Raw genomic sequence first — 22,831 nt, 5'->3', positions numbered from 1 at the left:
CGTTGCCAAGTCTGCTAAAAGCAAAATTATCTCTACGATGTAAAATATACAAAAAACCCCACCCGCTAGAAATAGCCGGTGGGGTTTCTTGCGTTAATCCTCCTAGTTTCATCAATCTTGCCATTTTACAGCGAATCCCTATTTTGGCGCAACAAAAAGAGGATTTTCTAAAGACCTATATGCGTTAAAAATCACAAATGTGGAAGAAAAGACAAAAATAAGCGAAAAAAGAAGACAAAAGTGGAAATATAGTTAGAAAAGATCTTGCGTTGCATGAGTTGGAAGTATATTTTAACGAAATAATAAGACGAGGTGAATGTTGTGTCTGCGCAAGATCAGGTGAGCGAAATGATTGCTCAGTATGACGTATTGGCTGAGAAACAGGCGGCGGAAGGTGATGAGGTTCGCGCGGAGAAGTACCGTGCAATATCGGCCGCGCTTAATGAGATGATGCGTGAGTTGAAGGAGTTGAGGGATCGGCTTCGGCCCCGAGTGGTGAGTGACGACTTGGGAGACCTAAGTGATTTGCCTGAGGAGTTAGTTAATCAGCTGTCTTCTTACCGGGTCGACGGATTGGAGCAAAAGATTCACGATATTTTGGCGGCCTCAGAAGGTGAGGTCTCATTGGATGCCATTATGGTTGAACTATTCCGTCGTCATGGAGAAGTGTCCCAACGTCGGCAATTGATGAACAAAATCTATAGGATGGTTCAAAAGGGAATGATTTCCAGTGTCGCAGGCAAGAAGGGGGTCTACATTTTGGGTTCGGTAAATGACGAAACCAGGCAAGAAACTAAAGGCTTTAGTGATGACTTAGATGATCTTGATGATATGGATGATATTGAGCTCTAAAGGTTTGGCCAGTCAGCGGCAACTGACTGGCCAAGAAACGCTGATTAGTAGGGATCAGTGTGGATGCCCACCTCTCAGTATTGCAACTGGAGTTTATACTCATTTTGAGGTTGAGGGCAAATGTTTTACCTACATAAAAGGAAAGCATGATGCTTTTTCAGCAGAAAACTAAAATTGGAACACGAGTTAAGACTGGTGGTACCTGTCCTGAAAGTGGTGTCTGGAAAGTTGACGGGACACCGACGACGACAGCGCCAATAGCCAAGGGCAATCGTATGCCGCCATATCGTGGACAAGCTGTTTATTGGGTTTTGATTCAATACGCATAATAAATAAGGGGTGCATTTATGCACCCCTTAAACAACAGCATGTGTGCATCCGGCTGTTGGATGCCAGCCATCGAGAACAAGTTGAACCTATTGGCGTCAACGATTGCTGTCAATGAATAAGAGTGTTGCACATAGTGAGCATGGAGAATTTCGATGAGAAATGAAAAAACGTCGAAAACAATAGGTTCAATTGCATCAAAAGCACTAAAGAACCCTAAAAGCATCTCTCAAAAGGACGTGCGGCGCTTAGCGGGTTCAGTTTTGACGCAACGTCCCGATAAAAAGAAGTAATATTGGTTCGCCGTGAATAGCTTGCGGCGAACTTTTTTAGTTTGGGGCGGGAAATATTAGCTGACATGAGTTTAGATTCAGACAAACAAGTGAGAGCCAACTTTGAGGCCATAGCTGAGCCTGCGCGTGATCGGTTGTTTGAGTTGCGTTCGTTGATCCTTGAAGTTGCGGCAGACCTGCCGCAAACGGGCGGGCTGGAAGAAACCCTGAAATGGGGGGAGCCCTCCTATCTGCCACGCAAAAAATGTGTCGGCACGACCGTGCGTATTGGTCCGTCAAAGCTCAAGGATTACGCGGTTTTTGTACATTGCCAAACGACGCTCATTGATGATTTTCGGCACATGTTTCCCGATGAATTCCATTATGAGGGTAATCGCGGTATTCACTTTTCTGTCGATGAGCCGCTGCCGGAAGATCAGCTGCGCCTGTTTATTGCCAACGCGTTGACCTATCATTTGAAGTAGGTACTCAGCTTTCCAACATGCCGCCTTTAAGTCGATTGGCGCTGAAATAGAGCACGGCGACGAACAGGGTCAGGGCAGTCATGGTGAGCCAGAGGGCCATGCCGCCAAATTGGTGCAGCAAAAAGCCGCCAAACAAAGGCGCAAAGACAAAGCCGAAACTGGAGAGCGACGAGGCCCCGAAATAGGAGCCCTTTAGATGCTCTGGGGCCAGCCGGTCGGTGATGATGTTGAGGGTGGGGAAGAGGATCGCCTCACCAATGCTCAACACGCCCATGGCCACCATAATCCAGACCCAGGGATCGGTGGGCGCGATGGCAAAGCCGAAAAAGCCGCCGGCAAAGAAGATCACACCGGACATGGCCCGCAAAAAGGGCGACCAGTTTTCCATGAGTTTGAGCAAGGCGAATTGGAAGAGGATGACGGTCCCGCCATTTATCAGGATCAGTGTGGCATAAAGTTCGGTGAGTTCGGGCACGCTCATTTGTCGCAAATATTGCACCAGGCCGGATTCGATTTGGCCGTAGCCCACAAAGCCAATAAACGACGCGAAGACGAACAGTAGAAAAGGCGTGTCCTTGCGCAGTACGGAAAGCGCTGTCGAGAATTTGAGTGGATCGCCCTGCATGGTCCGCTTGAGCGGTTTTTCAATATTGAAGATGACGGCTGCGGCGGTGAAATAGACCATATAGAGGCCGGAGATCCATAAAAAGGTGGATTGCTGCCCGGTGGCGCCAACGAATGTGCCGAGAAGCGGGCCGGTGGCGGCGCCGACATTGAGCATGAAATAACGCACATGCAGCGCCATATCCTTGACCTTGCGGTCGCTGACCATATCGGTCATCAGGGCTTTGCCGGGGTTTTCCACCGTGCCGCGGCCGAATGATTGCAATAAGGTGCCCAGAAACAGCACCAGCAGGCTCTCGGCGATGCCGATGACGGCCATGGCGAGGATGTTGAGGAACAGGCCGACAAGGATGATTTTGCGGCGACCAATAATGTCCGACAAATAGCCGACATAAAAGCCAAAGATGACCCCCACCGTGGCCGAGCCCGTGAGGAAGGCGCCAATTTCAAATTCGTTGAGGCCAAATTTGTTGTGCAGCATGATGGCGAGAAAGGGCCAGACCATGAAGAGGAAGAAGCGCGAGGCAAAGGTGGCGAGAATCAAGAGCCAAATGGTCTTGTTAAATTCTTTAAGGGCTGCAAACATTTGAAGGCTTTCGGGCGGCACGTGATTTGGTTTGATTATCAAATATTCGGTTGGTCTATTTGCTGCAATAAAAAGATGAGTTTTAGAGATTACAAATGAGAAAGCAAGATATAAAAGATCGACTGATCGCGAGTTACGCGCGTTTGATGGCGGCAAATAATTGCCCATTGGTCGGACTGGCGGGAGGCCAAGGCATTGGCAAAAGCTATCTGGCGCAGGAAGTGCGGGGGCACTTTGGCGAGGATGTGCTGGTGCTCAGCCTTGACGATTTTTATCTGACAAAAGCGGCACGGGTGAAATTGGCGGCTGAGGTACATCCTTTGTTTGCAACCCGCGGTGTGCCGGGGACACATGATGTGGAAACGCTGCTCGATGTGCTGGGCAAATTGCAGCGCGGCGAGATTGCGCCGGGCATGAAGCTGCCGCGATTTATCAAAGCTCTGGACGATCGGGCGCCGGATTCAGATTGGCTTGAGGTGACACGGCCACCAAAATTGATCCTTTTGGAAGGGTGGTGTGTCGGCGCCGCGCCTCAGCGCGAACCGGCGTTGCAAGAGCCGATCAATGCATTGGAGCAGGATGAAGATGCGGCTGGGGTGTGGCGACGGGCGGTCAATCAGTATCTTTCGGCGCGCTATCAGCCCTTGTGGCAGATGATGGTGCATAAGCTCTATTTAAAGCCGTGCGCGTTCTCGCAAATTTTTGATTGGCGTTGGCAGCAGGAACAAGAGAATTTAGCGGCGGTAGGTCGGGTGGCGACGCCACAGGATCAGACGCGGATTGCCCGGTTTATTCAATATTATGAGCGGATCACCCGGCATATGATGCAGCATGCAGATGATTTTGACATGGTGGTTGAAGTAAGCGGGCCGGATCGTGCCTGGGAGCTGATCAAGTCTTAGAAGGAGAAAATAGTGTCATTCCATTCTTACAATCCGGCGGACGGACATGGGTTGAAACATAATCCTTTTAAGGCGCTGATTTCGCCACGCCCGATTGGCTGGATTTCCTCGCGCAGTGCAGATGGGATCAGCAATCTTGCGCCCTATTCGTTTTTCAATGCTCTGAGCGAAAATCCGCCCTTGTTGGGGTTTTCTTCCTCTGGCCGAAAAGACAGTTTGCGTAATATCGAGGCCACTGGCGCGTTTGTGCATAATGTGGCTGGATTGGCGTTGGTCGAGCAGATGAATGCCACCAGCGCGCCTTATGCTGAAGAAATGAGCGAGATTGAAACACTGGGCCTTGAGACCTTGCCCGGCGAGTTGGTTGATGTGCCGCGGTTGGCAGGTGCGCCAGCCTCTTTTGAATGCAAGTTGGTGGAAATCAAGCAGCTGGAAGATCATAAGGGCGTCAAAATCAATAATTACTTTATCATCGGCGAGGTGGTGCGGGTGCATATCCAATCCCACTTGATCACTGATGGTATGATTGATGAAGCAGCGATCGCCGCCGTTGGGCGCCTCGGCTATTTCAACTATGCGGCGGTGAAGGATATTTTTGCGTTGGCGCGGCCCAAAATCTAATCCGATTGGAGGATAGAATGGTTGAGACAGTGAATGATCTAAACGTGGAATTGGCGCTTAAAGGCGTTGCGGCGCGGCCCGATCAACCACAGCATTTTATGCGGGTGCAGCCTGTGGGCGCGCATGTGGAAATCATGATTGGCGAAGACCAATTGATCGCGACCGATAATGCGGTGTGGCTACAGGAAGTGGGCAAAACGCTTTACCCGCCTGTTATCTATGTGCCGCAAGATGAGGTGACGGTGCCGCTGAATCGATTGGACAAAACCACCCATTGTCCACTTAAGGGTGATGCCAGCTATTATGCCTTTCGTGATGACGAATTGGGGTGGGCATATGAAAACCCGTTCGAGTTTTCAGACGCCTTAAAAGGCTATATGGCATTTTGGCCCAACAAGGTGCGGGTGGTGATCACGCCGCAATAGTTCGTTGAGCTTATCTCTTTGTGCCTATTTTGTTCTTCTGAAGGCGAGGGGAATCGGGTAGGTTCTGCCCATGACCTATTTGAGATTTGCTGATGCGGACATAGATGAACAAGCGGCGCTGATTTTTAAGATGTGCCGCGAATTTGGTCCGCTTTATGATTATTTTGCGCGGTTGCGCGCCATGGATTTGCCGGATGCGTGGATTGTTTCCGGCGCGATTTACAACAATGTTTGGAATTATTTGACCGAGCGTCCGCCCATGCATGGGGTGAAGGATGTTGACATTTTTTATCATGATGCTGGGGCGACCACCTATGATGATGAAGACAAGATCATCAATGACGCCGAAGCGGTTTTTGCAGGCATGCAGGTGCCGGTTGAGGTGCGCAATCAGGCGCGGGTGCATTTATGGTATCCGGCACATTTTGGTTTTGAATATCCCAAACTCGACCATTCGCGTGAGGCGATTGACCGGTTTGCCTGCACCACCCATTCGGTTGGGATGCGGCTGAATAATAAGGATCAATTTGAGCTTTATGCGCCCTTTGGGTTGCGAGAAATTTTCGCCTTCAATCTGGTGCCAAACTATAATTTGCCCAACAAGGAAACCCACCTCAATAAGGGAGAGCGGCTTTGTGCGCTTTGGCCCGAATTGAAAATGGAACCTTGGGCAGATGAAGTGCCGGCCGATTTGGTGCCGCAACCAGACATGTCGCTTCAATTCGTCGAACACCACTAAATCAATGTGTAACCTTGACGTTACATTTTTGATGTCCTATATGTCACCTTAAGGTTACAAATAGGAGCGAAACATGACGTCTGAATTATTCACAAATGTACGCACTGGGATGTTGGGTCTTACGGGTCTGGTCTGTCTTGTTTATGGCGCGGCGGCTTTGGCCATGGGCACGCCGCAACCCTTTGCCTTTTGGGTGCCCGGCCTTTTCGGGGTGGCCAGCAGTATTCTCATTGCGATTGCAGCGTTTGCAGCAGGCAATGCCAACGCCCGCCGCGCGACTGACGAAGGCTATGTTGCTGACCGCAAGCAAGCCGAAGGCATTGGCTTTTGGGTGGCGATATTGCTTTATCCGGCGTTTGCCGTGCCCCTCTGGCAGGATTGGGTGAGCTATCCCACCGCATTTGCCGCCATGGGCACGCTCACCGCGGCGGCCTATTTGCTGAGCTTTGTTTGGGCCGATGTGAAGGGGCGAGCATGAGTTTAGTTTCACATTTGGCCGAGATCCGCAAAAAGGCAGGACTAACCCAGGCGCAACTTGCTGAAGAGGTCGGCGTGTCGCGCAAAACCATCAACACGGTTGAAAATCATGTGTTTGTGCCATCGACTGTGTTGGCCTTGAAATTGGCGGCGGTGCTGAATGTCAGCGTGCATGATTTGTTTGAGCTAGGAAACGCTGAGTGAAGGTCTGGCTTCTTCCATTCTTTGCCAAAATACTCGCGGGAATGGTTGAAGTTTGGGCCAGGGTCGTCTATTGAAACTATATTATTAACAAATAAGTTAATTATATAGTTTTATGAATATAATTTCTTTATTGTATTGCTCACTCTGGTGGTGTGGCCGACGCTGCTTAAACCGATTTTTAAGGCATTTGTTCAATATTAGATTTCATGAGTATGGTATTGCGTGAATTTATAGTCCTGTTTGGATTGCTCTCACTTGTTGTTTGGCTTGCCATCTAAGGCGCCTTTATCGCCCTAGCATGTGATTGCATTGTGTGTGCGTATCTTTCCGCCAGCGGCACGTGTGGCGGTGCTAAATGGGCATTTGCAATTCAAAACTTTCGACACCCAATGATCGGCCATTGAGGAAAAGCTCCAACTTGTGGATGCCGGGGTAAAATGTGCGGGTGGTGATCGGTTTGATCGGCACTGTCTTTTCGCCGGCCAATGGCGTGTTCCCTTCCATTGTTCCTGTGCTCAGCTTAAACACTTTGGGTGAAAGCTCCCCATTTGCTTTTTTGAAGTGGATAGCGAAATCCAGAATGTAGGGGTGCGAGCCCGGGGCATGCGGGGTCAGCAAATATTTGAATTTCAAGCCGGTGCCGAATTCTACAGTCGGGGTGAGAATTTCAAATTTGCTTTGGTCCAGTTCGATCGGCTTATAGCCGAGCGCAGCCAAAGTCGGTGGGTGTCCTTTTTTGATCAAGGTGCGGCAAGCGTGACGCACAAGCCGTTGCCGATTTTTGCTGGCATCTTGCATCCATCGGGCCGCCAGATCAGCCACAAGATCAGGATGGTTTTTGGCAATGTCATTGATATTGTTGGCGACAGACCGACGCACATATTCTGTGGGGTCGTCTTTCAAAGTTTCCAAGATCGGCAAGAGTGGGGTCGGGTCTTTAACAAAAGCATGCAACCTGATGCCCCACGGCAGCAATGGGCGGCACCCCTCGGAGGCCAAGCGGCGCACATGGGGATTGTCGCTTTTGGCCCAGCGGTGAAAGGTTTTGAGCGTCGCCTCAGGGTCTTTTGCAAGGAAGGGCCGCACAGCAAACTCGGCGCTAAACCGCTTGGTCAACTCTTCAAAAAGCGCCGCGGCTTTCGGCCAATCATTAATGCCGATTTCAGCAACGAAATCGCAAATGGGCATAATCGCAAAGCCGTTTAACCCGTCACGATCATTGCTGGTGACGCCGCCATCAATTGGGGCCTCCGGCCCCAAAGCACCCAGCAAAATCGGAGCGAGGTCGTCCAATTGATTGGGCAATGTTGCTTTAAGCGCGGTTTGAATTTGCTGACTGCGCTGTTTGAGTTCGTTGGTTTCATGGTCAATTGATGCGACCGCAACGAAATGGGTTGCATCAAAACTTGGCGACTGCGCAGACAAAATTGCGGCCATCCGTTGAATGACCGCAATTGAAAAGAAGTTCTTAAATGGCTCAACCATTTTTGCTTACATCATCGACATGTCGAGAATGCTGCTTAGCTCCGCAGCGCGCTGGGCAGTTGTGTCGAGCATGCAGCTGGCAAAAGCTGTGGTGCGCATGGTGCCATTGCCCCAATAATTGTAATGGAAGGCGCATGACGCATCGCGATAAGCGATCCATTTGCGCTGGGCATCGCGCAAATCTTCAAATTGGTTTGGCTCAAGCACCTGCTTCAAATTTTGATAATTGATGTTGAGAATGCTGTCCCACCATGAGTTTTCGCGCATGATGCAGGACGCCATGCCCATTGTGGTCATGCCGCCTTCTTCCTCTTCCATGCAAACTTTTGATGCGGCGCCAATGCACTCTTGCAAGGTGTGGTCTTCGCCCTGCAAATTGAGATCGGTCACAGCCTCCCAGCAATTTTGCATTTCGGTTTCGTCGTCCACCGTGAATTGGTTGTCTTGTGCAAAGGCTGGCTGACAAAGCAATAGCAGCACTGCCGACAGGGCAATTGATTTGAAGTTCATGATTTAAGATTTGTCCTTGGGTTGGGGCAGGCGCGAAATGGCTTCGTTTGATTTTGATAGAAATTCGCGGTGCACAATGAATATAAATGTCAGGATCGCCAAGCCGATGCCGATTTCAGCAGAAATAAACCAGCCCACATTGGCGATGGAAAAATAATAGGCGCGGATGCCATTGTTGAAATAGCGGGCGCCCTGGGCATTGAGTTGCGCCATGGCCGCTGTTTCTTCAGGGTCGGCGGTTTCGCTGTGGTCGGCTGCGCCCAGCAAGATGCAAAAGTGGTTGAACTGTCGCAGCGATAGGGTGAACGAAAGAAAGGCCAAGACCACCATCACCAACATAATGATCAGGTGCAGTTGATATTCACCCACGCTATAGGCGCCATTGACCTGCACGGTGCGCAGGGCGGGCAGCAATTCGTTCAATTGCCCGAAGATGGCAAACATGGCCAAAATCAACAGCACCGAACTGGACGCAAAGAAGGACACTGAATTCATGATGTTGCCCGTGAGGATGGCATCAAACGGGGTATCGCGCCGGACGGCATTGGCGACCCAGCGATAGCGCTGGTGAATCATCATCGCGGTAATGGAGGGACGCTTGCGGCTGATTTGTTTGGATATGGTGCCATAGCTCAGCCAAAAAATGAGTGGCAAAAGCGTAGAAATAAGTGCCATACCGACTGCGCCCCCTAATTCGAGTTGGTTTTCATAATCATACCGATAAATGGAATGATGGCGAGGGCTTTTTATGTTGAATGCGACTAGGCAAAGAGCCCGCGGATGGTTTTTTGCACGCTCATGACCAATTGTTTGCGCGGTGGTAGATCATTATGAGCGGCCCGCGCGACCAACCCATCGAGCAGCGCCAGAAAAATGAAAATCTGTGCTTTAATGTGCTGGTCGCGCTTTAAAGAGAATGGCTTTGCGGCCCGATTGAAAATTTTCTCCAGCTCGGTTTGGAACTGTGCTTCCACCTCATCAAAGGTTTTGGATATGGAGGTGTTGCGGCTCGCTTCAGCGCTGATCTCCACCATCAGGCGGGCAAAATCTGGATCAAGAATATGATCCAGCAGGTCGGGGACCGCCTCTTGCAGCGCGGACACCGGGTCTTTGGCCTCAGCCAGAAAGTCGATCAGGTCGGTGTTGGATTGATGCTCACTGGCGGCGATGGCTTCGATGATGGATTGCTTTGACGGGAAATAGCGGTAGAGCGCGCCGGGGCTGATTTCCCCCCGGGAACAGATTTGCTGCATCGATGTTTGGTGGATGCCATGCTCAATGAAGCAGGCACGTGCGGCTGCCAATATCTGGCTTTTGCGCTTTACGTGCAGGGCGTCATCTTTTTTTCGCGCCATAAAAAGTCCTTTGATAGAATACCTATTCTATAAATTATGCTTGCACAATTCTCAAGCTATGATAATTAAGCGAATAACTATTCTATTAATCGGTGTTGATATGATTTCTCGTGGAGCGGTTTTTGGCACAAGCGCTGTGTTTGGCGTGGTGCTTGTGGCGTTGGCTTTTGTGTTTCTTTCCCCTGATGCAGTGCATGCGACAAGGCAAATTGAATTTGATTTTCAAGAAAATCAGGTCGCAGGGCAGATCACATTGCCGCAAAACTATGATGGTGAGCCGATTGATTGCATTGTCTTTGTGCATGGGGATGGCGCGATGGACCGCGGCGCTTTTGGCTACTTTGACCCCTATTTCAGCACGTTCGCCCAACAAGGTTGGTGCACCCTTTCATGGGACAAGCCGGGCGTTGAAGCGTCGGAAGGTGATTGGCTTTCCTTCTCAATGGCTGATCGGGCGGCGCTTGTGGACGCCGGCATTGAAGCGTTGCGCAGCCAAAGCGGCGTAAATGTGGATCAGATCGGGGTGCTGGGCTTTTCGCAAGCTGGTTGGGTGATGCCCAAAATTGATGTGGCGGCTCATAAGGTCGAGTTTATGGTGTTTGTGTCCCCTGCGATCAATTGGATGGCCCAGTCCAATTATATGACACAGCTTCGCCGCAGTTTTGCCCCGGACAGTGAAGCGAAAATTGCGGCCGAAGCGCAATTGGATGCACTGATCGAAAATGGAGGCAGCTATCAAGATTATGTGCGCTTGAGTGAAAGTGTTGAGTTTTTTGATGCGGATGATTTTACCGAGCAATGGTGGGACTTTGCCGTGCGCAATGCTGGCGCGGATATGACCCAGGATTTGGCAGCCCTGCCGGCCATGCCCATCTTGTTGCTGGCGGGTGGCCGGGATGGCCAGGTGGACGCACAGAATAGTGTTGAGACATTTGAGCGGTTGGTGCCGGAGGATCACCTCAGAGTGGTCTGGTTTGATGAGGCGGGGCACAGCATGCTGCCCGTGGACGAACGTAAACCCATGAGTGGCAATGATGGGCTGTGGCTACTTGGTAAAGTGATGCTGTGGGGCAGTGAGGCGTTTGTGGACGGCTATTGGGCAGCGTTGAATGGCTTCATCGCCGCCCAATTTGAGCAGTGATTTAGATCGGCATCGGGTATTGCCGGTAAATCTCGGCAATACCGTCCATCACGTCCTTGGACAATTCGATGTCTTTCGCCGCGATGTCTGTTTTGAGCTGATCCATATTGGTGGCCCCGATGATCACTGAGGTCATGAAGGGGCGGGTGAGGCAGAAGGCCAGTGCCATTTGGCACACATCCAGCCCATGCTTTTCAGCCAGTGCCATATAGGCACGAATGGCAGGTTCTGAGTGGGTGGAGTTGCGATAGATGGTGGCTTTTACCAGATCGCCGCGCGTGCCTTTTGGGATGTTGCCATCCAAATATTTGCCAGAGAGAGCACCCGCGGCCAAGGCGGAATACGCCAACAAGCCAACCTGCTCATGGTGGGCGACTTCAGCCAGATCATGGTCGAAATAGCGGCGCAATAGGCCATATTCATTTTGGATTGAGGCCATGCGCGGCAACCCATATTGTTCGGCCAGATTGACAAATTGCATGGTGCCCCACGCTGTTTCGTTCGACAGGCCGACATGGCGGATTTTGCCATCACGCACCAAGGCGTCGAGCGTTTCAAGCACCTCAAGCATATTGGCTTTCACCTCAGCCGTGTCTTGATTGCTCGGATCGTAATCAAATCCTGTGTTGAAATGGTAATGTCCGCGATTGGGCCAATGAAGTTGGTAAAGGTCGATATAGTCGGTTTGCAGTCGGGACAAGCTGCCTTCAACCGCGCGGCGAATGGCGGCGCCGGTGATCGGCTCACCATCGCGAATCCACGACACGCCTTCGCCAGCAATTTTGGTGGCCAAGACCACCTGATCGCGCTTGCCTGATTTTTTGAACCAGCTGCCAATATATTCTTCGGTCAGCCCTTGGGTCTCTTCATTGGTTGGCACCGCATAAAGCTCAGCCGTATCAAAAAAATTGATGTCCTGATCGAGGGCATAATCCATTTGCTCATGGGCTTCTTGTTCGGTGTTCTGACGGCCCCAGGTCATGGTGCCCAAGCAGATTTCGCTCACCTTTATATCGGTGCGCCCAAGTTGATTGAATTTCATAGGATATCTCTTCTTTTCGCAGGGAGATTTCAGCCTAAACTACAGGTAATTTCGAGCGCAAGGCGACATGTCACCGTTTTATGAATTTTTTTTTGAATTTATGCGAAATAACCCTTCACAAACACATGAATCCCCCCTATACAGGCGCTGTCTTTGATTGACGATGATCGTGTTTCAACACGTTGTCAAAAATTTCGACATTTGACGCGGGGTGGAGCAGCCCGGTAGCTCGTCAGGCTCATAACCTGAAGGTCGTAGGTTCAAATCCTACCCCCGCAACCAATCTCTTTTGAAATTTGAGCTATGTTTTTGCCCCCTTGCCGGTGCAAGGGTTTAAGTCGCGCCGCAAATTGGCTACCGTGTGTGGCAATGCGCTTCTATTTCTCACAGCAATTGATGCAATTTGGCGATTGCCAAAAGAGTGACCCATGGAAATTGTTCTCGGTTTAATTCTGCTGCTTGTTGGCGGCGATACGTTGGTGCGTGGCTCGGTTGCAGTTGCGCGCAAGATCGGTATTTCAGAACTGATGATTGGCCTCACCCTTGTGGGGTTTGGCACATCCACCCCTGAATTGGTGACCAGCATTCAGGCCGCGCTGGCCGGGTCGCCCGGCATTGCTGTGGGCAATGTGGTGGGCAGCAATATTGCCAATATTTTGCTGATCCTGGGCACGGCCGCCCTTATTTATCCCATCGTCTGCCAGCCTGCCGCGATTCGTCGCGATGGTTTTGTGCTGGTTCTGGCGGCCCTAAGTTGTGTGGCGGTTTCCCTCTGGGGGCATATGAATTTGTGGGTGGGCGTGCTGTTTATCCTGCTGCTCGCCGGGTATTTGTTTTACAGCTATTTGAACGAGCGCAACACACAACAGCCCTCGGCAGAGCTGCATCGGGCCGAGGTGGAGATTGCCGAGCCCTGGACGCAAAAATTGTGGGTCGGACTCGTTTTGGCGGTCGTTGGTATCGTGCTGACGATTTTGGGTGCGCAGTTTCTGGTGTCGGGCGCGATCAAGCTCTCGCGTGCCTGGGGAATTTCTGAAACCATCATTGGCTTGACCATTGTTGCCGTAGGCACGTCATTGCCTGAACTGGTGACCTCCATCGTTGCCGCGCTCAAAAGGAAATCTGACCTTGCGCTGGGCAATGTGATCGGCAGCAATATTTATAATGTCTGGTTTATTCTGGGGGCGACCTCGCTTGTGAAACCCATAGACTTCCCCAGCTCAATTGTGGTTGTCGATATTTGGGTGATGCTGGCCGCGAGCATTTTGATGCTGGTTATCGCCCTTAAGCGCGGCGCGATATCCCGCTGGGTGGGCTTGGGGTTCCTTGTGCTTTACGGCGTTTATATTGCCACCATGGCCTGAGTTGTCGCTGGGCCGCGCGCAAGACGTTTGCGTGCCCGCTGCGAACGACGTTGGTAAACCGATCAAGCGTTAGTTGGCTTTTTTGCGCACCAGCGATTTCTGATGCAGGGTCTTTGCATATTCTGCGCCGAGCAGGAAAACGGCGCTGGAATAAAACACCCAAATCATCAGCAAAATGATCGACCCAGTGACGCCATAAGCGGAGCCGGGCTTAACCCAGCCAAAATACAACCCCATGCCATACTCGCCCAACATGAACAGGGCTGCAGCGAGGAGAGCGCCGGGGGCGACGTGCGACCAGCTGACGTTGCGGTCAGGCAGTATTTTAAGGATAACTGCGAACAGCAAGCTGATGATGGTGAGCGATAGGATCAGATTGACGCTGTGCGCCAGCACCGCAAACATATCAGGCAGGTGGGCGATGATCCAATCGGTCAATGAGCTGATGGTCGAGGTGATCACCAACGAAACGGCAAGGACAAAAAGCACGCCCATCATGACCGCGAAGGAAATGAGGCGCCGCAGCACCAGCGCTTGAAAGTTTGACACTTTGCTGTCGTCAATGTCCCAAATATAGTTGAGCGCCTTTTGCAGCTGCAAAAAGAGCCGCAATGCGGCATAGACCAGCACCGTGCCAGCGAAAATGAAGGGGATGAAACTTTTCTCTGATGGTGCCGTGTTGGCAACGATTGTCCGGAAGGTCTCGGCAGCGTCGGCGCCGAAATTGGCGCGCAAAAAGCCAAACACCTGCATGCGGACGGCGTCTTCTTGCATGAACATTGACGCCAAGCCCAAATAGAGAATGATCAGGGCAGGGAAAGAAAAAATCGTATAAAAGGCCACAGCGGCGCTTTGGGTGAACGGATCATTGTTCCACCAGCGCCCAATAGCCGTCTTTAGCGGCGATATTCTTGTTTCAGTGATGCCCATATCGATTAAGTATGTGAAGGCGGGGCGCGGTGACTAGGCCGCTCCCGCCAATGCACTATTTGTCGTCTTTGCGCTCTAGCTTTGCGTCCTCATCGGATTCCTTGGTTGTACCTGGTGTCCATGAGGGTGGGTCGCTGGCGGGAAAGCTATCGTCGAGTTGATCGTCGATCTCTTTTTGAGTGCGCTTTGTTTCTTTGTTTTTTTCGGTCATAAGCACTCTCCTTTCGTTATATATACAACGCATTTTGGGCCCTAAAGTTCCATTTTTGGGGTGTATAGCCGCTCAATCTTTGGTTGATTTGCCACGAATGGTCGGATTCACTAAAATCAGTTCGCCATTGCATGTTGATGCGAAATTGTGAAAAGTACGGGCAAAAGTTTTAGGATTGCAAAGCTGATGTCGGGGGGCATCGGTTCACTTTAAGGATTTATTATGAGCACACAGCTTCTGCCTTTCGGCAAGAAAGGCTGGAATTATGGTCGGGTGCCGGATTTATCGGGCCGCCATTATGCCATCACCGGGGGCAATACCGGGATTGGCTTTGAAACAGCGAAAATGCTGCTTCAGAATAATGCCCAAGTGACAATTTTTTGCCGCTCTGAGGAGCGTACGCGGCAGGCTGTGCGGGAGTTGGCCGACTTTCGCAGCGTAAATGCCAAAATTGAATATGAATTGATGGATCTCGCCAATCTGGAAACAGTGCGCATGGCGGCAGATCGGTTTGTCGGATTTCACGAAAAACTGGATGGGTTGATCAACAATACAAGCATTGTGATGGTGCCCGAGCGGGTGGAAACACCGCAAGGGTTTGAATTGCAGATGGGGGCCAATCATTTTGGCCATTTTTTGTTTTCGTCATTGCTGTTTGATCTGATCCAAAAGGGTAATGGTCGTGTTGTCACGGTCTCTTCGGTGGCGCACCGCTGGGGGGCGGAGAAGATCGATTTTGATGATCTACATTTTGAGAAGAATTATACGCCCATGGCTGCCTTCGGCCAAAGCAAGCTGGCCAACATCATGTTTATGCTGGAGTTGAACCGGCGCTTGCTGGCGCAGGGGCGGCCCGTCAACGGGTTTTTGTGCCACCCGGGATATGCGGCCACCAATGCCCAACGTGTTGGGTCAGGCTTTTTCACCCGCATCGGGCTTGAGGTGATGAATGTGATGTTTGCCCATTCGCCATTTCATGGCGCGAAGTCGCAAGTGTTGGCCCTTACAGACCCAGATGCAAAGCCGGGGCTATTTTATGGTCCAACTAAAATGCGCGGCCTGTCGGGACCCGTTGGGGTGACGCCAATTTCCCACGCGGCTGTGGATCATGAAGCGGCGTCGAGATTGTGGGACGTTTCAGAAGATCTCACCGGGGCAGAATGGAATTTACCCCCAGTGGGGTCAGCCGCGAATTAGGTTTGACAAAAGCGCTGTTTTTTCAGCCAAGAGGGGCTTGTTGCCGCGGGTTTCTAGGTTGAGGCGCAGCAATGGTTCGGTGTTGGAGGCGCGGATGTTGCAGCGCCACTCATCAAACACCATGCCCAGCCCATCAATGTCTTCCACTTCGTTGGCTTTGCTGGCCAACTCGTCTTGCAGCTTTTTGATGGCGGTGGGCGCATCGTCGACGGTAAAGTTGATTTCGCCGGAGCAGGGGAATTTTTCAATGCGGGCGGCGACCATCTCTTTCAGGCTGATGCCGGATTGGCAAATCTCTGCCACGATGGCGAGCCACGGCAACATGCCGGTGTCGCAATAAGCAAAGTCCTTGAAATAATGGTGGGCACTCATCTCGCCGCCATAAATTGCATCATTGTCGCGCATGACCTTTTTGAAAAAGGTATGGCCAGTGCGACAGACGATGGGCGTGCCGCCCGCCGCTTCGATCTGATCAATTGTGTTCCAGGTGAGCCGCGGATCATAAACCACCTTGCCGCCGCCATTTTGGCGCACCAAAGTTTGGCCGATCAGGCCGACAAGGTAGTAACCCTCTACGAAGGTGCCTTCATGGTCATAAAAGAAGCAGCGGTCAAAATCGCCATCCCACGCGATGCCCAGATCGGCGCCATGGGCTTTAACCGCATCTGCGGCGCGTTGGCGTTTTTCTGGCAATAGCGGATTTGGAATGCCGTTCGGCAAGCGGCCGTCCGGTTCATTGTCCACTTTGATAAATTCAAAAGGGAGGTGCGGCTCAAGCAAATCAATGATGGGGCCGGCGCAGCCATTGCCACCATGGGCCACAATTTTAAGAGGCTTGAGATCGACATTTTCGACTTGGGCGAGCAGTCGCTCAATATAAAGATTGCGGTCAAGGGTGGGTTGGGCTTTGCCGCGCGCGGCAAATTCGGCCACCACGTCAAATGCATCTTCACCCATCACCAGCGTCTCCATTGGGCCAAGAGTGTTTTCCTGCGTCGCCGCAGTGGCGCCTTTCAGCACGATCTTGATGCCGTTATAGCTATCCGGATTATGACTGGCGGTGACCATCAAGCCGACATCTGCATTCATTTGCGCTGTATGGAAATAAACTTCTTCGGTGCCGCATTGGCCAACAGGGTACACATCGACGCCGCTATCCTGCAGCCCTTGCTGCAATGCAGCGGCAAGCGGGGCGCTATCCAACCGCATATCGTGGCCAACCACCACTGAATTTGGCGCCGCGTGGGCCGCCATGGCTTGGCCAAAACGATAGGCGAAGGGCATGTTGATCTGGGTGGGGATCATGCCACGCACATCATAGGCTTTAAAAGGCGATCCAATTGGTTTTGCGGCGCGTGACATAAAGACCTCTTAGATTTTTTGTTTTTTCCGGCTTATCGGTTGCAGCTTAATGGGAGGTGAACCCGGCGCTATTATGTTGAAGCGTGCCGCAGAAATATAACGATAGATAGGCTAAAAATGGCAAAAAATAAATCGCTGCCCGCGGATAGGTTCACGCGGGCAGCGATTTTGGATTATACTAATTTACTGTGGATCAATTAGCGTTTCGATTGCCTCAAGGCTGGTTTCAAGCGCGGCAGCGTTGCTCGGGCCCAGTGCGCTGTAGATCTGGTCCTGAAAGTTTCGCGCCACATCCGATAGTTCGAGATAGGCTTTTTGCCCCTGCAATGTCAGTTCCAGATGCTCCACACGGCGGTCATTTTGATCAACAGTGCGTTTCAACCAGCGGCGCTGTTCCAGTGTAAAAATGGCGCGTGACACTTTGGTTTTATGCATGGATGAGTGCTGGCAAATCTGCTTGGCGGTGATGTTGCCAAACTGGCCAATAGTGGCCAAAGTCCGCCATTCCGGGCGGGTCATGCCATGTCGCTTCTTATATTCGATGGCGAATCTTTGCGACACTTTTTCTGCCGCTTGATTGAGCCGATAGGCGATAAAATTTTCTAGCGGTAACACCGCCTCATTGATATTGTTCTGGTCCATTTCGTTCCTCCCCTTATTGTTAGTTACATAGTCTATCGTTACTTATGCAACAAATTTTTTGCTCAAATGGAGACCGTCAATCATGAATGATAAGGTTAACAGTGTGTCTAATCAACTAAGCTATATGCCTGGTTTCGGCAACGACTTTGAAACCGAGTCATTGCCCGGTGCTCTGCCCCAAGGACAAAACAGCCCGCAAAAGTGCGCTTACGGCCTTTATGCGGAGCAATTGTCCGGCTCTCCGTTCACGGCACCACGTGGCACAAATGAGCGCTCTTGGCTCTATCGTATTCGCCCCAGCGTGCGCCACACGACCCGTTTTAAGCCTGTAAAACTGGATTATTGGAAATCGGCGCCGCACAATCCGGATTGTGAAATGCCGATTGGCCAAACACGTTGGGACCCGGTGCCGATGCCTGAGGAGCCCACCACTTTTATTGAAGGGGTGCGCACCATCACCACGGCGGGCGATGTGTTCACCCAAGTGGGTATGGCCAGCCATGTTTTTGTGGCGAATAAGAGCATGGAAGATGATCATTTCTTCAATGCGGATGCCGAATTGCTGGTGGTGCCGGAAGTGGGCACGCTGCATATTTTCACCGAAATGGGCAAAATGGATGTGGCGCCCGGCGAAATCTGTGTGCTGCCGCGCGGCATGATTTTCAAGGTGGGCGTTGATGGCGCCAGCCGTGGCTATATGTGTGAGAATTATGGTGCGAAGTTCACGTTGCCAGACCGCGGGCCCATCGGTGCGAATTGCTTGGCCAACCCGCGCGATTTCAAAACACCTGTGGCTGCCTTTGAAGAAAAGGAGACCGATTGCGCGGTCTATGTGAAATGGTGCGGCAAGTTTTATCGCACTGAAATCGGACATTCGCCGCTGGACGTGGTGGCCTGGCATGGCAATTACACGCCCTACAAATATGATCTTTCGACCTATTCACCCGTGGGCGCGATTTTGTTCGATCACCCTGATCCATCAATCTTCACCGTGTTGACGGCGCCATCTGGCGAAGAGGGCACGGCCAATATTGACTTTGTGATTTTCCCACCGCGCTGGATGGTGGCGGAGCATACGTTCCGGCCACCTTGGTATCACCGCAACATCATGTCGGAATTTATGGGGCTGATCCACGGCCAATATGATGCGAAGGAAGAGGGCTTTGTGCCAGGCGGGATGAGCCTGCACAATATGATGCTGCCGCACGGCCCTGACGCAATGGGCTTCGAAAAAGCGACACATTCGGAGCTTAAACCGACTAAACTTGAAAACACCATGGCCTTTATGTTTGAAACACGGTTCCCGCAGCTACTCACTGAATATGGCGCGAACCTTGAGACCATTCAGGACGATTATATTGATTGCTGGAAGGGCTTGAAAAAGCACTTTAACGGCACACCAGAAGGAGATTGGGACGAATAATGAAGCTTGCAACCTTAAAAAATGACACCCGGTATGGCGAACTTGTTGTGGTGAGCCGTGACCTTAAGAAATACATTTCCGCAAGCTCAATTGTTGGTACCATGCGCGAGGCGATCGACCATTGGGACGTGCACGCCCCGCAGTTGCAGGCGCTGTCTGACCAGTTGAATGATGGCGATGTGGTGGGCAAGGATTTTGATCCGCTGCAGGCGATGGCGCCTTTGCCCAACCCCAGCCAGTGGGCTGATGGGTCGGCTTATGTCAACCATGTGGAACTGGTGCGCAAAGCGCGTGGCGCGGAATTGCCCGAGAGCTTTTGGGAAGACCCATTGATGTATATGGGCGCACCGGACGCAATGCTTGGCGCACATGATGATGTTGAAGTTGGCTCCGAAGATTGGGGCATCGACATGGAAGCCGAAATCGGCGTGATTTGTGATGACCTTGAGATGGGCTTGTCCCCTGAAGCGGCCGCCGACAAAATCAAATTATTGGTGCTTTTGAATGATGTGAGCTATCGCGCCTTGATCCCCGGTGAGTTGGCCAAAGGCTTTGGCTTTTTCCAATCTAAAGGGGCAACGGCCTTTGCGCCCGTCGCGATCACGCCGGACGAGTTGGGTGAGCATTGGCAGGACGGCAAGGTGCACCGCGACATGCTGGTGCATTATAATGGCGACGCGTTTGGCAAAGCCAATGCGGGCGTCGATATGACCTTCAATTTCCCGAAATTGGTGTCTCACGCGGCGAAAACCCGCCATGTGGCTGCTGGGGCGATTATTGGCTCAGGTACTGTTTCGAATAAAGACAGTGACGGCACCCCGGGCAAGCCGGTTAAAGAGGGTGGCTTGGGCTATAGCTGCATTGCGGAAATTCGCATGATCGAGACCATCGATGAGGGCAAACCCAGCACAGCATTTATGAAGTTTGGCGATCAGGTGCGCATTGAGATGAAAAATGATGATGGCTCGTCCATTTTCGGTGCCGTTGATCAGAAAATCGTCAAATTCGGCTAATCAGGGGAGCGCCAAGATGACCACACCTGTTTTGTATGATTATTGGCGCTCGTCTGCCGCTTATCGGGTCCGCATTGCCTTGGGGCTGTGCGGGCTTGACTATAAGGGCGTGTCGGTCAATTTGCTCGAAGGCGAGCATCGAGGAGACGCGCATATGGCGCGGAACCCGCAAGGCTTTGTGCCCGCCCTTGAAATTGACGGGCAGATGATGACCCAGTCTTTGCCGATCATTGAGTATTTGCACGAGATGCACCCGAACGTGGGCCTGTTGCCCGCCACGCCGTTAGATCGGCAACGGGTACGGGCGCTCTCCAATGCCATTGCGATGGATATCCATCCGGTGTGCAATTTGGGCGTGGTCAAATATGCCATGGGCCTTGGCGAAGATGGTGATCAAATTCGACTGGACTGGTTTCACCACTTTATCGGCAATGGCCTTGCCGCCTATGAGCGGATGCTCGCGCAAAATGCGCCAAGCGATTTCTCCTTTGGCGATGTGCCGACCATGGCCGATATCTGCCTGATGCCGCAGCTTTATAATGCCCGGCGGTGGGAAGTGGACCTCTCCAACATGCCGCGCATTCTGACGGTTGAAGAGAATTGCAACCGCAATGCCGCGTTTCAGGCGGCGCACCCGGACCAGCACGCGCCGCAGGGGTAGCTGGCTCCATTTGACCAAAAGCTTTCCCACGCCGCAGCTGTCGTCCTGGAATTGACTTTCTAAGGGCTCGACAATGTGCGGCTTACGGATGGTTCTGTCTGGATCCCCGCCTTCGCGGGGATGACATAAGGATTGCCGGTGCGGCTGTGCCTATCTATCGTGATGTGCAGGCCCAGGTGGTGATGCGGCAATTGCGGTCGTTTGGCACGCAATAGGCAATGGCGCGGCTTTGGGCTTCTTGTTTGGACACATGCCAAGCCCAACCCCATCCACCGCTGTCGCCTTGCGCAATGGCGCCACAACTGTTGAAGAATGTTTTGATGGTGGTGCAATCGCCCTGACAACTATTCTGCACAGCTTGTGCTGCGGCTTGTTGCGAAGGGTAGTCATAAGCATTGCCCCAAGCGCCACCTGGCCCAACCCCGACGGCACCCCAGCAACGGCCGTTTGCACATGCTGCCATGGCCGACGATGGCAACACCGCCATCAACGCCATTGCCACAACTAAACTCAATCCCAAATAACGCCCCATAAGTCATCCCTCCATTGACTAAAATCCTTTTATATCAAGGGGTTCATAATTGGCAAGGCAAGGTGCAGCGTTTTGTTGTGGCCAGCGCGCATCGACGGACACAATAATTTCGCCAGATGATTGACATTATGTTCCATGGACTATAAATAGAATCCATGGAATATAAAATGAAAAAAACACCAAAAACCTGTCGCGCTGACCAATTGGCGCTTAAGTTTTTACGCGCGGCAACCCAAATCCAGGGCGCGCTGGATGCAGATTTGGCGCCGTTTGATCTCAGCATGCAGCAGCTCAAGGTGCTGTCAATTCTGGCGGATTGTGAGGGGCGGCGGTCAAATGTGGGGCACATTAAATCGCAAATGAATGATCCCAATTCAAATGTCTCGCGGCTGCTGAATAAGTTGATGGACAAGCATTTGATTGAAAAGAAACGCGACGTGGACGACCAGCGTGTGGTGCATATCCAATTGACGGGGGCAGGGTTGTCAGCATTGAAGAAAGGCAAGTCGGTGATGGACCAGCATTTTGCCAAATTTGACCAGCTCAGCCCAGCGCAAGCGAAAACACTTGAAGAGGTGTTGGCGCTTCTCAGGTGAAGCGCCCTTTTTTTGATCCGAAAATATTCCATGGAATATAATGCCATAACAAATAAATAGGATAAGAGAATGAACGAAAAAATTGCAGTGGTGACCGGGTCCTACTCCGGCATTGGTTCGGCGTTATGCCACTTGCTCGCGGCAGACGGGTTCGAGCTTTTGTTGCTTAATCGGGATAAAGGCAAAAGCGAAAAGCAGATTGCGCAATTGGGAAAAAAGTTTCCGCGCTTAAAAGTGAGATATTGGCAAGTGGACTTGGCTGACGGCGCAGCGGTGCGGGCGGCCGCGATTAAAATTGCCGGTCAATATATGAAGCTTTCGCATGTCTTTTTAAATGCGGGCTGGATCGGGACGCGGTTTGAGCAAAATGCTGCAGGGCAGGATATGAATTTTGCCGTGAATGTGGTGGCCAATTATGTGTTGGTGCAGCTTTTGCGCCCCAGCCTGGAGCGCGGCAAGGGTGTTGTTGTGGCGTCAGGCTCTGGCGCGCGCCGCATGGTCAAACAAAAAGCGCTGGATGATGTGCTGAACCTGTCGCACAAAAAAGGCATGGTCGCCTATGCCCAATCGAAACAGGCACTGACGGATCTTTTTGCGGCGCTCAGCGCGGATTTTGCCCAAAGTGACATTGCGCTAAAAGTTGTCGACTTGCCGCCGACCAAAACCGCCATGGCCAAAAGCACCGCGGTGCCGAGTATTATGCGCGCCTTTTCGTTTTTCTTTGTCGCACCGGAAAAAGCCGCGCAAAAACTATATCTTGCTGCGCAAGATAGAGGGGCGAATAAATCTGGGCCGCCGACTGAAGCCGAAGCAGAATTGTTGGATAAGGTCGCAGCTATGACTGCGCTTTAGC

Annotated in this window: 27 protein-coding genes and 1 tRNA gene; 17 read left to right on the top strand and 11 right to left on the bottom strand. The window is 51.7% G+C overall.

The window, feature by feature from the left end:
• The first annotated feature begins 321 nt into the window (after window positions 1-321).
• Both G549_RS0111210 and G549_RS0111200 read left to right on the top strand, forming a co-directional pair.
• Window positions 322-852 (top strand): hypothetical protein, encoded by a 531-nt coding sequence (locus tag G549_RS0111210; RefSeq protein ID WP_156905539.1) that lies wholly within the window; start codon window positions 322-324, stop codon window positions 850-852.
• Between the two features lie 685 nt (window positions 853-1,537).
• Window positions 1,538-1,936, top strand: a complete 399-nt coding sequence (locus G549_RS0111200) for a DUF1801 domain-containing protein (protein ID WP_027835100.1) — start codon at window positions 1,538-1,540, stop codon at window positions 1,934-1,936.
• 4 nt (window positions 1,937-1,940) lie between these two features.
• Here G549_RS0111200 and G549_RS0111195 read toward each other — a convergent pair whose 3' ends face one another.
• Window positions 1,941-3,188, bottom strand: a complete 1,248-nt coding sequence (locus G549_RS0111195; protein ID WP_169449641.1) for an MDR family MFS transporter — start codon at window positions 3,186-3,188, stop codon at window positions 1,941-1,943.
• Window positions 3,189-3,241: 53 nt separating this feature from the next.
• Here G549_RS0111195 and G549_RS20035 point away from each other — a divergent pair, with 53 nt between their 5' ends.
• The 6 genes from G549_RS20035 to G549_RS0111165 all read left to right on the top strand — a co-directional run bounded on the left by G549_RS20035 (window position 3,242) and on the right by G549_RS0111165 (window position 6,514).
• Window positions 3,242-4,048 (top strand): hypothetical protein, encoded by an 807-nt coding sequence (locus tag G549_RS20035; RefSeq protein ID WP_036221932.1) that lies wholly within the window; start codon window positions 3,242-3,244, stop codon window positions 4,046-4,048.
• Between the two features lie 12 nt (window positions 4,049-4,060).
• Entirely contained in the window at window positions 4,061-4,669 is a 609-nt protein-coding gene (locus G549_RS0111185) for a flavin reductase family protein (RefSeq protein ID WP_156905537.1), read from the top strand.
• Window positions 4,670-4,686: 17 nt separating this feature from the next.
• Window positions 4,687-5,094, top strand: a complete 408-nt coding sequence (locus G549_RS20030) for a DUF427 domain-containing protein (protein WP_036221929.1) — start codon at window positions 4,687-4,689, stop codon at window positions 5,092-5,094.
• Window positions 5,095-5,164: 70 nt separating this feature from the next.
• A complete protein-coding gene (locus G549_RS20025) occupies window positions 5,165-5,833 on the top strand; it encodes a nucleotidyltransferase family protein (protein ID WP_051213646.1) in 669 nt (222 codons plus the stop codon).
• A 73-nt stretch (window positions 5,834-5,906) separates the two neighbouring features.
• Window positions 5,907-6,311 (top strand): hypothetical protein, encoded by a 405-nt coding sequence (locus G549_RS0111170; RefSeq protein WP_036221926.1) that lies wholly within the window; start codon window positions 5,907-5,909, stop codon window positions 6,309-6,311.
• Window positions 6,308-6,514: a helix-turn-helix transcriptional regulator gene (locus tag G549_RS0111165; RefSeq protein WP_027835096.1), complete on the top strand. Its 207-nt coding sequence runs from the start codon at window positions 6,308-6,310 to the stop codon at window positions 6,512-6,514. Before G549_RS0111170 ends, G549_RS0111165 begins: the two co-directional genes overlap by 4 nt.
• 351 nt (window positions 6,515-6,865) lie before the next feature.
• On the opposite strand, the gene G549_RS0111160 is transcribed toward G549_RS0111165, so the two are convergent.
• The 4 genes from G549_RS0111160 to G549_RS21405 all read right to left on the bottom strand — a co-directional run bounded on the left by G549_RS0111160 (window position 6,866) and on the right by G549_RS21405 (window position 9,864).
• Complete coding sequence (locus G549_RS0111160; RefSeq protein WP_027835095.1) at window positions 6,866-7,999, bottom strand: DNA alkylation repair protein; 1,134 nt, start codon at window positions 7,997-7,999, stop codon at window positions 6,866-6,868.
• 6 nt (window positions 8,000-8,005) lie between these two features.
• Complete coding sequence (locus tag G549_RS21410) at window positions 8,006-8,509, bottom strand: lysozyme inhibitor LprI family protein (RefSeq protein ID WP_051213645.1); 504 nt, start codon at window positions 8,507-8,509, stop codon at window positions 8,006-8,008.
• A 3-nt stretch (window positions 8,510-8,512) separates the two neighbouring features.
• Window positions 8,513-9,184: a DUF599 domain-containing protein gene (locus tag G549_RS0111150; RefSeq protein WP_027835094.1), complete on the bottom strand. Its 672-nt coding sequence runs from the start codon at window positions 9,182-9,184 to the stop codon at window positions 8,513-8,515.
• Window positions 9,185-9,270: 86 nt separating this feature from the next.
• Window positions 9,271-9,864: a TetR/AcrR family transcriptional regulator gene (locus G549_RS21405; RefSeq protein WP_051213644.1), complete on the bottom strand. Its 594-nt coding sequence runs from the start codon at window positions 9,862-9,864 to the stop codon at window positions 9,271-9,273.
• A 100-nt stretch (window positions 9,865-9,964) separates the two neighbouring features.
• Between G549_RS21405 and G549_RS20010 the strand changes: the two genes are divergently transcribed.
• Window positions 9,965-11,005 (top strand): alpha/beta hydrolase family protein, encoded by a 1,041-nt coding sequence (locus tag G549_RS20010; protein ID WP_051213643.1) that lies wholly within the window; start codon window positions 9,965-9,967, stop codon window positions 11,003-11,005.
• 1 nt (window position 11,006) lies between these two features.
• Here the strand turns inward: G549_RS20010 and G549_RS0111135 are convergent, their stop codons facing one another.
• Window positions 11,007-12,047 (bottom strand): aldo/keto reductase, encoded by a 1,041-nt coding sequence (locus G549_RS0111135; protein ID WP_027835093.1) that lies wholly within the window; start codon window positions 12,045-12,047, stop codon window positions 11,007-11,009.
• Window positions 12,048-12,252: 205 nt separating this feature from the next.
• Between G549_RS0111135 and G549_RS0111130 the strand changes: the two genes are divergently transcribed.
• Window positions 12,253-12,329 (top strand) — tRNA-Met (locus G549_RS0111130).
• A gap of 146 nt (window positions 12,330-12,475) precedes the next feature.
• Window positions 12,476-13,411, top strand: a complete 936-nt coding sequence (locus G549_RS0111120) for a calcium/sodium antiporter (RefSeq protein ID WP_027835092.1) — start codon at window positions 12,476-12,478, stop codon at window positions 13,409-13,411.
• Between the two features lie 69 nt (window positions 13,412-13,480).
• Here the strand turns inward: G549_RS0111120 and G549_RS0111115 are convergent, their stop codons facing one another.
• Both G549_RS0111115 and G549_RS21920 read right to left on the bottom strand, forming a co-directional pair.
• Window positions 13,481-14,341, bottom strand: a complete 861-nt coding sequence (locus G549_RS0111115; RefSeq protein WP_027835091.1) for a YihY/virulence factor BrkB family protein — start codon at window positions 14,339-14,341, stop codon at window positions 13,481-13,483.
• A 55-nt stretch (window positions 14,342-14,396) separates the two neighbouring features.
• Window positions 14,397-14,552 carry a hypothetical protein gene (locus tag G549_RS21920; RefSeq protein ID WP_162889115.1) on the bottom strand — a complete coding sequence of 52 codons (156 nt, stop codon included), beginning with the start codon at window positions 14,550-14,552 and terminating at the stop codon, window positions 14,397-14,399.
• Between the two features lie 222 nt (window positions 14,553-14,774).
• On the opposite strand from G549_RS21920, the gene G549_RS0111105 reads away from it, so the two are divergent.
• Entirely contained in the window at window positions 14,775-15,749 is a 975-nt protein-coding gene (locus tag G549_RS0111105) for an SDR family NAD(P)-dependent oxidoreductase (RefSeq protein WP_051213642.1), read from the top strand.
• Here the strand turns inward: G549_RS0111105 and G549_RS0111100 are convergent.
• A complete protein-coding gene (locus tag G549_RS0111100) occupies window positions 15,735-17,111 on the bottom strand; it encodes a phosphohexomutase domain-containing protein (protein WP_036221922.1) in 1,377 nt (458 codons plus the stop codon). The genes G549_RS0111105 and G549_RS0111100 overlap by 15 nt on opposite strands.
• A 183-nt stretch (window positions 17,112-17,294) precedes the next feature.
• Window positions 17,295-17,738, bottom strand: a complete 444-nt coding sequence (locus G549_RS0111095; RefSeq protein WP_027835087.1) for a MarR family winged helix-turn-helix transcriptional regulator — start codon at window positions 17,736-17,738, stop codon at window positions 17,295-17,297.
• Window positions 17,739-17,835: 97 nt separating this feature from the next.
• Between G549_RS0111095 and hmgA the strand changes: the two genes are divergently transcribed.
• Genes hmgA through maiA form a run of 3 tightly spaced genes read left to right on the top strand, consistent with a single transcriptional unit; the run spans window position 17,836 to window position 20,850 of the window.
• Window positions 17,836-19,176, top strand: coding sequence for a homogentisate 1,2-dioxygenase (hmgA, locus tag G549_RS0111090; RefSeq protein ID WP_051213640.1), 1,341 nt, complete (start codon window positions 17,836-17,838; stop codon window positions 19,174-19,176).
• On the top strand, window positions 19,176-20,189 hold the full coding sequence (locus G549_RS0111085) for a fumarylacetoacetate hydrolase family protein (protein ID WP_027835085.1): 1,014 nt from the start codon (window positions 19,176-19,178) through the stop codon (window positions 20,187-20,189). The genes hmgA and G549_RS0111085 overlap by 1 nt, the downstream gene beginning before the upstream one ends.
• A 16-nt stretch (window positions 20,190-20,205) precedes the next feature.
• A complete protein-coding gene (gene maiA, locus G549_RS0111080) occupies window positions 20,206-20,850 on the top strand; it encodes a maleylacetoacetate isomerase (protein ID WP_027835084.1) in 645 nt (214 codons plus the stop codon).
• A 154-nt stretch (window positions 20,851-21,004) separates the two neighbouring features.
• On the opposite strand, the gene G549_RS20005 is transcribed toward maiA, so the two are convergent.
• Complete coding sequence (locus G549_RS20005) at window positions 21,005-21,382, bottom strand: DUF4189 domain-containing protein (protein ID WP_051213639.1); 378 nt, start codon at window positions 21,380-21,382, stop codon at window positions 21,005-21,007.
• A 167-nt stretch (window positions 21,383-21,549) separates the two neighbouring features.
• On the opposite strand from G549_RS20005, the gene G549_RS21400 reads away from it, so the two are divergent.
• On the top strand, window positions 21,550-21,978 hold the full coding sequence (locus G549_RS21400) for a MarR family winged helix-turn-helix transcriptional regulator (protein ID WP_051213638.1): 429 nt from the start codon (window positions 21,550-21,552) through the stop codon (window positions 21,976-21,978).
• A gap of 69 nt (window positions 21,979-22,047) precedes the next feature.
• Complete coding sequence (locus G549_RS21395; RefSeq protein WP_027835083.1) at window positions 22,048-22,830, top strand: SDR family NAD(P)-dependent oxidoreductase; 783 nt, start codon at window positions 22,048-22,050, stop codon at window positions 22,828-22,830.
• The last annotated feature ends 1 nt before the right edge of the window (window position 22,831 follow it).

The sequence above is a fragment of the Maritalea myrionectae DSM 19524 genome, assembly GCF_000423365.1.
Lineage (GTDB): Bacteria > Pseudomonadota > Alphaproteobacteria > Rhizobiales > Devosiaceae > Maritalea > Maritalea myrionectae.
This window is presented reverse-complemented; position numbering and strand designations above follow the sequence as displayed.